General features: G+C 28.8%; 7 protein-coding genes. All 7 read left to right on the forward strand.

Annotated elements, in window-relative coordinates:
* The first annotated feature begins 1,001 nt into the window (after nt 1–1,001).
* Complete coding sequence (gene mrcB, locus Bsayi582_RS00795; protein ID WP_500815918.1) at nt 1,002–3,380, forward strand: bifunctional glycosyl transferase/transpeptidase; 2,379 nt, start codon at nt 1,002–1,004, stop codon at nt 3,378–3,380.
* Nucleotides 3,381–3,740: 360 nt separating this feature from the next.
* The gene (gene erpA, locus Bsayi582_RS00800; RefSeq protein ID WP_500815919.1) at nt 3,741–4,091 is read left to right on the forward strand and encodes an iron-sulfur cluster insertion protein ErpA; all 351 of its coding nucleotides are present in this window, start codon (nt 3,741–3,743) and stop codon (nt 4,089–4,091) included.
* 406 nt (nt 4,092–4,497) lie between these two features.
* Nucleotides 4,498–6,150, forward strand: a complete 1,653-nt coding sequence (gene pyrG / locus Bsayi582_RS00805; RefSeq protein WP_500815920.1) for a CTP synthase — start codon at nt 4,498–4,500, stop codon at nt 6,148–6,150.
* Nucleotides 6,151–6,236: 86 nt separating this feature from the next.
* Entirely contained in the window at nt 6,237–7,535 is a 1,299-nt protein-coding gene (gene eno, locus Bsayi582_RS00810) for a phosphopyruvate hydratase (protein ID WP_500815921.1), read from the forward strand.
* Nucleotides 7,536–8,227: 692 nt separating this feature from the next.
* Nucleotides 8,228–10,045, forward strand: a complete 1,818-nt coding sequence (gene cysJ, locus Bsayi582_RS00815; RefSeq protein WP_500815922.1) for an NADPH-dependent assimilatory sulfite reductase flavoprotein subunit — start codon at nt 8,228–8,230, stop codon at nt 10,043–10,045.
* On the forward strand, nt 10,045–11,775 hold the full coding sequence (gene cysI / locus Bsayi582_RS00820) for an assimilatory sulfite reductase (NADPH) hemoprotein subunit (RefSeq protein WP_500815923.1): 1,731 nt from the start codon (nt 10,045–10,047) through the stop codon (nt 11,773–11,775). Before cysJ ends, cysI begins: the two co-directional genes overlap by 1 nt.
* Nucleotides 11,768–12,529: a phosphoadenylyl-sulfate reductase gene (locus Bsayi582_RS00825; protein WP_500815924.1), complete on the forward strand. Its 762-nt coding sequence runs from the start codon at nt 11,768–11,770 to the stop codon at nt 12,527–12,529. Before cysI ends, Bsayi582_RS00825 begins: the two co-directional genes overlap by 8 nt.
* The last annotated feature ends 110 nt before the right edge of the window (nt 12,530–12,639 follow it).

The following is a 12,639-nucleotide window of genomic DNA, read 5'->3' on the forward strand; positions in this document are numbered from 1 at the left end:
ATTATTTATATACATTTGAGATATTTGTTAATGATAAGTTATTTATTAAATTATTATTATTATTATTATTATGTTATTATCTATTATATTCGTTAAATAATAATTTTATTAATAAATGTCATGCAATTACAATGATGTACTTATTACGGATTGTTATTTAAATGTTATTTGTTTATATTGTAAGTGTATTATACAAACAAATGGATATGTATATATCACGCGACATACAGGTATGAATAAAAAAGTAATCTATAAAATAATGTACATTATATTTTTCATATCGTAAATTTCGTTTTATATAATAATAAAATTGGATTTGATAAAATTTTTATTTTTGTATCGTGTAACAAAATAATTAAATGATTAATAATATATAGATTATATCTTAGCAAATTATAATGATAGGAACTTTGAAAGAATTATAGTTTTAATTACTGGCTTAAATACAAAATGTATTAGTTTTTGTGATGTGAGATGTGTTATATAATGTTGTAGTACATTATATGTTGTAATGTACTACATATAAGCATATGTATGAGATTTTGGTTGTTTGTAATTTATTTGATATGGATATTATATAAAATTGTTTGACTCCCTCATGGGAGTGTTTCTATTCATAAAAATATAATTTTTGTATTATTAGATCTAACAAATTATTCTTGTAACAGTCAAAAACATTACTGTTGTATTTTTTTTAAAAAATTAAAATTTTATGGGTATAAAGATATTGTTTTTGTTTTATTTTATTTACTTGATATTGATCAAGTATTTTACGCGATATTCTTGTAGATTTATATTAAAAAAATTTGTATTTTGACTTACATTTGTTTATATGTTAGTTATGGAACTTAAAATAATATCTATATGTCTCTTAAATAAATTTAATGCGTAGAATTAATATAAATTTATATGTCATATGATAGTATATTATTGTTGTATACAATGGAGAATTATATCATATATTCCAAAGTAATAATTATTTTGTTTTGATTTTGTAATGTATGTCAAAAAACAAAATTTTACAAAAAAAATCGTTATATAAGCATCGTTTTTTGACTGTGCAAAGAACTTTGTATTTTTTGTATACTGTAGTGTGTATTTTTTTATGTATTATAATTTTAATTATAATGTATGGGATTTTTTTAGATAATAAGATTAAGAGTCGTATAAATGGAAAAATTTGGAAATTACCTGCTGTTATTTATAGTCGTATGATTAATGTAGAACCCAATACAGTGTATAGTAAGCATGATATGATTCATTTATTAAAAACATTACAGTATCGTCAAGTTTCTGAGATTACTCGTTCGGGAGAGTTTACTGTTCATAATAATAATATTGAATTATTTCGCAGATCCTTTAATTTTCCAAATGGAGAGGAAAGGGAAATTCGTGTATCCTTTTTTTTTAATCAGGAAAAATTACTACGTATTTATAATCAAGATACAAAAAATAACTTTGGTCTATTTAGACTTGATCCGAAAATAATCTCTATTTTATATACTCCTAATGGACAACAAAGATTATTTTTACCAAGATCTGGGTTTCCGGATCTATTAATAGATATGTTATTGGCTGTTGAAGATCGTTATTTTTATCAGCATGATGGCATTAAGATATCTTCTATTGGACGCGCTTTTTTCATTAATATCATTTCTAGGCGTACTGTACAGGGCGGAAGTACTTTAACGCAACAATTGGTCAAAAATTTATTTTTAAATAATACACGATCATTATGGCGTAAATTTAACGAAGTTTATATGGCTATAATTTTTGACCATAGATATAGTAAAGATCATATTCTTGAATTATATTTAAATGAAATATATTTTGGTCAAAACGGTAATGATCAGATTCGTGGATTCCCTCTAGCTAGTTTTTATTATTTTGGTCGACCAGTTAATGAATTAAGTTTAGATCAACAAGCAATGTTGGTAGGAATGATAAAAGGCGCGTCTTTATATAATCCCTGGAAAAATCCACAAATAACATTAGAACGTCGTAATCTAATATTGAAATTATTAGAACATAGAAATGTTATTGATAACAGGTTATACTCTATTCTCAGCGCTCGTTCTTTGGGAGTACAATCAAAAGATGAAGTGTTAATTTTACAACCTGCTTTTACACAAATAGTACATGAAGAAATTCAAAATATTAATCAAATTCATGATTTTTCTGGAATAAAAATATTTACTACATTAGATCCTATGTCTCAAAAGTCGGCGGAAAAAGCGATGGCATTAGGTATCCGTAAATTAAGAAATTATTCTGGTATAAAAGATTTAGAAGGAGCTATAGTTATAGTAGATAGATTTAACGGGAAAATACGTGCTGTGGTGGGTGGATCAGATCCTCATTTTTATGGGTTTAATCGTGCTATATATGCTCGTCGTTCTATTGGTTCGTTAGCAAAACCAGCCATTTATTTAGCAGCTTTGAGTGATCCAAAAAAATATCACCTTAATACGTGGATTGCTGACGAACCTATTAATTTGAAACAACCAGATGGGATAATTTGGTCTCCTAAAAATTATGATCGAAAATTTCGAGGTAAAGTGACACTTATTGATGCTTTTGTTAAATCTCTTAATGTACCTACTGTTAATTTAGGATTGATACTAGGGTTGGATATTATTTCTGATATTTTGATAAAGTTGGGTGTTTCATCTGATTATATTTCTTCTTTTCCGTCTATCTTATTAGGATCTATTAATTTAACACCTATAGAAGTAGCACAAAAATTTCAAACTATTGCTAATGGAGGTCAATTTTCTGGTTTATCGTCTATTCGTTATATTGTAAATGAAGAAGGTGTAATTTTATATCAAAATTTTCCTAAGATAGAACGCGTAATTTTTCCTCAAGCAGCTTATTTAACATTATATGCAATGCAACAAGTAGTAACACGAGGAACCTCTTATATTTTATCTTCAAAATTTCCTGATGCTCACTTGGCTGCTAAAACTGGAACTACTAATAATTTTCGTGATAGTTGGATTGTTGGTATCGATGGGAAAGAAGTTACTGTTATTTGGGTAGGGCGTGATAATAATGGGAAAACTAAATTAACAGGTACTCATGGTGCGTTAACTTTGTATAGTTTTTATTTGGAACATCGCAATCCTGATCCTTTATATTTAAAACCACCTAACGGTATTAAATATGTTCCTGTAGATAATTATGGCAATTATACATTAGACGACAGTAAAAAAAAATGTTGTCAATTATTACCAATGTGGATAAATGATTGGGAAGAATTGTATCAACTACCTAAACAATCAAAGATTCTCTCATATGATACAAAATCAATGAATTCTTTAAAAAAGATGGATACATATAATACAAATAAATGGGTTGATAATATTGTTAATGAGTAAAATATTTTTATTTGCTCGTTATCTAAATATAGAATATATTTTCAGATAGTAATATATGATTTTATCAATTTATGTCACTTGTATTTTAAACAATTTTTTATTTTATTTTTTGAAACTGATTTTGTTGATAGTATAAAGTTAAATATCTATTAGTAACAGTTATAAATATTTGTATAATATATATACACAAGACATAATCAGTGTATTTGTAAAAATATATATTTGTGGTTTTTATCGCTGTTATATTAGTTAATTAAATTTTTAGATAAGTTTATACATGTCAAAAGAATAATAATTTTAATTAATTGTTTACTACTGATTAGTATATATAATGATATTTGATGTACAAGGTTGATAATTATGAGTAATGATTCAAATTTTCCTATTCAACTGACTGATATTGCGGCCAGAAAAGTAAATTTTTTTATTAAAAATAAAATGACGAAGAATACAGATTTAAAGTTGCGTATATATATTACAGGAGGAGGTTGTAGCGGGTTTCAATATGGATTTATTTTAGATGATAAAGTTTCTAATGATGATTGTATCATAAAAAATAATGGAGCTACTTTAGTGATAGATCCAGTTAGTTTGCAGTATTTATTTGGGGGTATTGTGGATTATTATGAAGGACTAGAGGGGTCTCGATTTGTTGTGATTAATCCAAATGCTAAGATTACCTGTAGTTGTGGCTCATCTTTCAGTATATAAATGATAATATATCTATAAAAGTAGGTAAAATAGTTGTGTATATTTTAAATTATATTTATACATATAAACTTTTTATTTGAAGTTGTATCGATTTTAAGAATAAAAATTTATATAATTATAATGTATAATTATATATATGTTATATACATAATAAATTATATGTATTTATGATATATGATCAAAATGTTATATTCGGTTTTAATGTACTAATGATTGGACAATCAGATATTTACTGTATTAAATGTTAATTTAATATATGAAATATTCTTTTTAAGAATAATTGTTTATTATTTTTTATCTTGAAAATATAGATACATATATAATAATGATCTATTTAGATGAATAGTTCATAGTGATTAATGGAATGGTTTAAATTATGAAAATCAAATAAAATTTGGATTGACGTGTGAGAATTAATTATATTTTTGTAACTGGTGGGGTAGTTTCGTCTGTAGGTAAGGGTATTGCGACAGCATCATTAGCTGCGGTTTTGGAAGCACGTGGTCTTAGTGTGACTATAATAAAATTAGATCCTTATATAAATGTTGATTCAGGGACGATTAGTCCTGTACAACATGGAGAGGTATTTATTACTGAAGATGGAGCAGAAACTGATTTAGATCTAGGGCATTATGAACGTTTTATTCGTACTAAAATGAGACAGCATAATAATTTTACTGCTGGTAAAATTTATGCTGATGTACTACGGAAAGAGCGTCGTGGTGATTTTTTAGGTGCTACAATACAGATTATCCCGCATGTTACTGATACTATAAAAAAATGGCTTATAGCAGGTGCTTCTGGTTATGATGTTTTGTTAGTAGAAATAGGAGGAACGGTTGGTGATATTGAGTCATTGCCTTTTTTAGAAGCTATTAGACAAATGGCAATAGAAGTGAGCAGAGAACAAATTTTATATATACATCTAACATTAGTACCTTTTATCACAGTATCTGGAGAATTAAAAACTAAACCAACACAGCATTCAGTAAAAGAATTGTTGTCTATCGGTATACAACCTGATATTTTAATTTGTAGATCTAATAAAGTCATAAGTAATAATGAACGAAAGAAGATTTCTCTATTTTGCAATGTACCTGAACGGGCGATAATTTCTCTTAAAGATGTAGATTCTATTTATAAAATACCTGCTTTGTTTAAAGCTCAAAGATTAGATGACTATATTTGTAAGCGTTTTAGCTTAAATTGTCCTGAAGCAAATTTATCTGATTGGGAAGAAGTGATTTATCGTCAAGAACATCCAATAGGGGAAGTTACTATAGGGGTGGTAGGAAAATATGTTGAGTTGATAGATGCTTATAAATCAGTGACAGAAGCTTTAAAACACGCTGGAATAAAAAATCGTTTTATTATTAATGTTCGTTTTATCAATTCTCAAGATGTGGAAGAATTAGGCATAGAAAAAACTCTAAAAGGATTGGATGGTATTTTAGTTCCCGGGGGATTTGGTTATCGTGGAGTGGAGGGAAAAATTTTATCTGCACAATATGCTAGGGAAAATAATATACCATATTTTGGTATTTGCTTAGGTATGCAAGTAGCGCTGATTGAATTTGCTCGTCATGTTGCTGGAATGCCAGACGCTAATTCCACAGAGTTCATAACTAATTGTAAATATCCAGTTATAGCTCTGATAACTGAATGTAAGGATGAAAATGGTATCGCTATTATGTGTAATAATGATAATTATGTTGATTTAGGAGGTACTATGCGTTTAGGTAATCAAGCATGTTATTTACTTCAAGGAAGTTTAACGCGTCAAATGTATGGTAAAAGTGTTGTATTGGAACGTCATAGACATCGTTACGAAGTAAATAATATGTTATTAAAAAATATAAAACATGCAGGATTAAATTGTGTTGGTTTTTCTGAAAAAAATCATTTAGTAGAAGTAATTGAATATTCAAATCACCCATGGTTTATAGGTAGTCAATTTCATCCTGAGTTTAATTCTACGCCACGTGAAGGGCATCCTTTATTTATAGGTTTTATAAAAGCTGCAATAGAGTATCAAAATCGTTATAATAAATTGATTTAATGAAATGATGTATATAATTAGTATTTATGATACTATTTTTTGTGTTGAATCAGAAAGTATGAATTAATAAGATAAAGGAAGTATGCATGTCTAAAATTTTAAATATTATTGGACGCGAAGTTATTGATTCTCGTGGAAATCCAACGGTGGAAGCTGAAGTATATATTAAAGGTGGCTCTAAATTAGCGTCGGTACCATCTGGAGCGTCTGTTGGTTCTCAAGAAGCATTAGAGCTGCGAGATAACGATAAAAATCGTTTTTTCGGTAAAGGGGTAACGAAGGCAGTTAATGCTATAAATGGACCCATTAATAAGGCATTAATCGGTGTAGATGTAATGCAACAACGTGATATAGATACTATCATGATTGATTTAGATGGCACTAATAATAAATCAAAATTTGGTGCTAATGCTATATTAAGTGTTTCTTTAGCAGCGGCGAAGGTTGCTGCGAAATTTAAAAGTGTTCCATTATATCAACACATAGCTGATTTGTATGGAAATTCAACGGATGAATTTATTATGCCACTTCCTATGATGAATATTATTAATGGCGGTAGGCATGCTGATAATAATTTAGATTTCCAAGAGTTTATGATCATTCCGGTTGGAGCGCAAACAATTAGAGAAGCAATTCAAATGGGGTCTGAAATATCATATACTTTAGGTATGATTTTAAAAAATAAGAAAATGTCTGCACAATTAGGAGATGAAGGTGGATATGCTCCTGTTGTTAATTCTCATGCTGTTGCATTAGATTTAATCAAAGAATCTGTAGATCGATCTAAATATATTTTAGGAAAGGACATTAGTTTAGCAATAGATTGTGCTGCTTCTGAGTTATTTGATACCTGTATTTCTAAATATAATATAAAAAGTGAAAAAATGTTTTTTACTTCTAAAGAATTCACTCATTATTTATTGTCATTAACACAAAAATATCCAATAATTTCTATAGAGGATGGACAAAGTGAATATGATTGGGATGGATTTGATTACCAAACAAAGGTACTTGGTGATAAAATTCAATTGGTAGGAGATGATTTGTTTGCAACAAATATAAATTTATTACAAAAAGGTATTAATAAAAATATTGCAAATTCTATTTTAATTAAATGCAATCAAATAGGATCATTAACTGAAACATTAGAGACAGTTAGGATGGCTAAAAATGCTGGGTATGGTACTATTATTTCACATCGTTCCGGTGAAACTGAAGATACAAGTATTTCTGATATAGCAGTAGGTGTTTCTGCGGGGCAGATAAAAGCCGGACCTATTCGTTGTTCTGAGCGTGTTGCAAAATATAACCAATTAATTCGTATAGAAGAAATTTTAGATAAACAGGGAAAATTCTGTAGATTTAAGAATATAACGTCTATATAACATATTTATGAGTGATTGTGTATATGTTGTAAGTGTATTTCAATACGATAGATGCTCGGTTTTTTGTTTTGTATAATATTCATAGAAATGAGTTTTTATGATTAATACTCAAAATGTTGCGGGTGAGTGGTATGTTTTGCATCGTAGTAATGATACCATAATAATAATAGTTTTCCTACAGAGAATTTGAGGATGTTTATGGTTTAAATTTAATTAATCTTTTTGTTATATGATGAGGGATTCATAGCATAGTTGGTGATGTTGTGTGTTTTTTATTTTAATTTAAATGGGTAGAGTTTTTTGTTGTTTATTGTATGTTTTTGAATTATACGATATCGTATAATGATGCTATTTTTATTTAATTGTTGTATAATATATACAAAACACAATGGTGTGTTATATACTGTGTTTTGTTTAAATAGATAAAATTCAGAGCCATAGCGCTATGTATCTCAATTAATATAATTTGAAATGTTAATAAATAATTTTAAAAATGTTATTAATCATATTTTAATAAAGAAATTGATTAGACTAAAATTTGTTAAAATTAATTATGTGATACGTATTACTTAAAATTTAAATGCAATTAAATTATATGTAAAAGTTTAAGCATATAAATGTTTATTTATGTATGCATAATAATTATAAATAGTTTTATTATCTCTGGGGTATAGGTTAGTTTAATTTTAGTGATGAAAAAAGTTATACATGACACAATAACACCGTTAACTTCAGAACAATTAGATCATATTCAATCAGTATTTGTTACTTTGTCTCATGCTCAATTGATTTGGGTATCAGGCTATTTATGGGGATTAGCAAATGTTGCACGATCCAATGTAGTAACCAATATTTCAAAAAAAAATACAATAATAGATTTTTGTACTAATAAAAAAATTACTCTTATATCTGCTTCTCAAACTGGTAATGCACGTAAGTTAGCCGAGCAATTACGTGATGATATGAATGCGGCCAATTTGAATGCTGTATTATTTAATGCTGGAAATTATAAATTTAAACAAATTGCTAAAGAAAAATTGTTAATTATCATTACTTCTACATATGGGGAAGGAGAACCTCCAGAGGAAGCAATTGCTTTATATAGATATTTATTTTCTGATAAAGCGCTTAAAATGGAAAGCACTTATTTTGCGGTATTTAGTTTTGGAGATCGATCATATAAATATTTTGCTAAAGCTGGAAAAGATTTTGATTATCGATTAGAAGCGCTTGGAGCGCATCGATTGCATGATCGAGTTGATGTTGATATTGATTTTGAAGAAGAAGCTAATATATGGAGAAAAAAAATAGTCTCGTTAATCAAGAAAAAAATGGTAGATGGTTTTATATTCAATCAAAATGATAATATTTATAGAACTGAACAGATTAAGAGTATTGTTTATAATAAAGAATCTCCATTAATTGCTTATTTGTCGGAACGACAAAAAATTACTAGTTGTAATTCACTGAAAGATGTGCATCATTTGGAAATTGATGTTACCGATTCTAATCTATATTATCAACCAGGTGATGCGTTAGGAATATGGTATGAAAACGATCCAGATCTTATTAATGAACTATTAGAATTACTGAATTTGAAAGGGACCGAGCTAGTACAAGTCAAAGGAAAATCAATGTTACTTAATGAAGCGTTAAAAAAATATTATGAATTGACACATAATACATCTATTGTTGTGAAAAATATTGCTAATATTACTCATAATAAAGAATTGATTAATTTATTAGATCATCAAAAAAATTTGAGTACGTTTATTTTAACTACTCCTATTGTTGAAATGATGCGTCGTATATCGATTAGACTGAGCCCTCAGGAGTTATTAAAAGTATTAAGTCCCATGAAACCTCGATTTTATTCTATTTCTTCTGCTCAATCAGAAGTGGAAACAGAGGTACATATTACTGTAAGTGTGATACGTTATAAGATTAATGGGCGCTTTAGAACAGGTGCTGCTAGTGGTTATTTGGTGGATCGTATAAAAGAAAACGATAAAATACGTATTTTTGTTGAACCTAATAATAATTTTAGATTACCGAAGAATTTCGATATTCCAGTGATTATGATTGGAGCCGGGACAGGTATTGCTCCATTTCGTGCTTTTATGCAGCAACGGGCTGCAGATGGTGCATCGGGAAAAAATTGGCTATTTTTTGGAAATTTACGGTTTATAGATGATTTTCTTTATCAAGTTGAATGGCAACGTTATTTTAAAGATGGGTTATTAACGAAAATTGATACTGCTTGGTCTAGGGATCAGGATTTCAAGGTCTATATACAAGATAAATTACTTAAAAATGGTGTTGAACTTTGGGCATGGATTCAAGAGGGAGCGCATATTTATGTATGTGGTGATGCTAAGTGTATGGCTCCAGATGTGGATAAAGCTTTAATTATGTTAACGTCTAAACATGGAGGAATGAATGTAGATAAGGCAAATGATTTTTGGAACGAGATGCGTATAAATAATCGTTATCAGAGAGATATTTATTGATGAATAAAAAACATAATAATAATGATGATAAAAATGTAATGTTATTATCTGACAATGAACGAATAAAACAAGTCAGTAATTTTCTAAGAGGTACCATTGCACAAAATTTAGACAATAACTTAACTGGTGGTTTTAATGCAGATGACGCTCAATTAATTAGATTTCACGGTATGTATCAACAAGATGATCGTGATGTGCGTATAGAAAGATTAAATCAAAAATTGGAACCATTAATTAATATGATGTTACGTTGTCGTTTACCAGGTGGTGTGATTACACCAAAACAATGGTTAGCTATAGATGATTTTTCAGAAAAATATACTCTATATGGAACAATACGTCTTACTACTCGGCAAACTTTTCAATTGCATGGTTTGTTAAAACCTAACCTAAAAAGTGCGCATCGTTTATTGAATAAATTAGGATTAGATTCTATAGCTACTGCTGGGGATGTGAATCGTAATGTAATATGTACTGCTAATCCAATGGAATCAGCATTACATTATCAGGTGTGGGAGTTAGCAAAAAATATTTCTGAACATTTATTGCCAAAATCTCGTGCGTATGCAGAAATTTGGTTGGATGAAAAAAAAACAGAATTTACGGATTCAGAGCCAATATTAAGTGCTACTTATTTACCTCGTAAATTTAAAATAGCAATTGCAATACCACCAATTAATGATGTAGATGTACATGCGAATGATCTTAGCTTTGTTGCTATCAAGAATGATAAATCTGACCAGATAATTGGCTTTAACGTATTAGTTGGAGGAGGATTAGCAATGACTTATGGAGATAATACTACATATCCTCGTAAAGCTAGTGAATTTGGATATATTGTTCCTCAGGATATTGTGAAGATTACAGAATCAGTGGTTATGACACAGAGAGATTGGGGAGATCGGTCTGATCGTAAACATGCTAAAACAAAATATACTTTAGATCGAGTTGGAGTGACCGTATTTAAAAAAGAAGTTGAACGTCGTTCTGGAATAAAATTTAGTTCAAGTCGTCCTTATATATTTACAGATAGGGGAGATCAGTTTAAATGGATAAAGGGTATCGATAATAACTGGCATATTACTTTATTTATTGAAAACGGGAGAATATCAAATAACGGCGGTCCTTATAAGTTGTTAAAAAGCGGGATAGCAGAAGTTGCTAGAATACATTCAGGTTATTTCAGATTAACTGCGAACCAAAATTTAATTATTTCTAGAGTATCTGATAGTAATAAATTAGTGATTGAAAATTTATTGAATAAATATGGTATTATAAATAATAATGTTACATTGCAACGAAAAGCGTCTATGGCATGCGTATCCTTTCCTACCTGCCCTTTGGCAATGGCAGAATCAGAACGATTTTTACCAGAATTTATTACTAAAATAGAGAGTATCATGTTGAAGTATAAGTTAGAGAAAGATTCTATTATCTTGCGAGTAACGGGTTGTCCAAATGGTTGTGCTCGTGCAATGTTATCAGAAATTGGGTTAACAGGAAGATCGATAGGACGTTATAATCTTTATTTGGGAGGTGATAAAGTAGGTACACGTATTCCTCGATTATATAAGGAAAATATTACTGAAAGTGATATTTTAGATATTCTTAATGTGACTATTGGACAGTGGGCTAGAGAAAGGATTGATAAGGAATCTTATGGAGATTATGTCATAAGATCTGGAATAGTTAAGGCTGTTGTAAATTCTGAAAAAGATTTTTATGAATAAATTATTAAATATTATTAATCATCGTTGGACTTTTACAGAATTTGATTCATTACATATAAATGAACAGAAAATGATATTAGTTGAAATAAATCAGTATTTAAACGCTCTAAGGGCAGAAGATAGATTCGAGTGGGCTGTAGAATATTTACCTAGACCAGCAATATTATCTTCTAGTTTTGGTATTCAGTCGTCGGTAAGTTTGCATTTAACTAATCGTTATTATCCTAACATTCCAGTTGTTTTAATTGATACTGGTTATTTATTTCCAGAAACATACAGATTTATTGATCGACTGACAGAAAAAATGCAATTAAATTTACATATATTTTCTCCGAAGCAATCTGCAGCGTGGCAAGAAGCACGATATGGTAAATTATGGGAAAAAGGAATAAAGGGTATAAAGCAATATAATGCTATTAATAAAGTCGAGCCTATGTATCGTGCTCTAAAAACACTAAGAGTAAAAACATGGTTTGCGGGGTTACGACGAGATCAATCAGATAGTCGCAAAAATCTACCAGTAATAACAATTAAAAATGGTATTTTTAAGTTATTACCTATTGTTGATTGGAATAATCTTCAAATTCATAAATATATTAAAAAACATGCTTTGGAATATAATCCATTATGGGAACAAGGATATATATCAATAGGGGATGTACATACGAGTAGAAAATGGGAGCCTGGAATGAGAGAAGAAGATACACGTTTTTTTGGTTTACAGCGTGAATGTGGTTTGCATCTTATTGATTAAGATTTATGTTTTTGTTTATATATGTTATATAGCATTTGTGAATATATAAAATTTAAATTTATAAAGTTAATATATCTTAAATATAAGAGAATATATGCGAGAATATGACT

This window comes from Candidatus Blochmannia sayi (nom. nud.), from assembly GCF_059935855.1.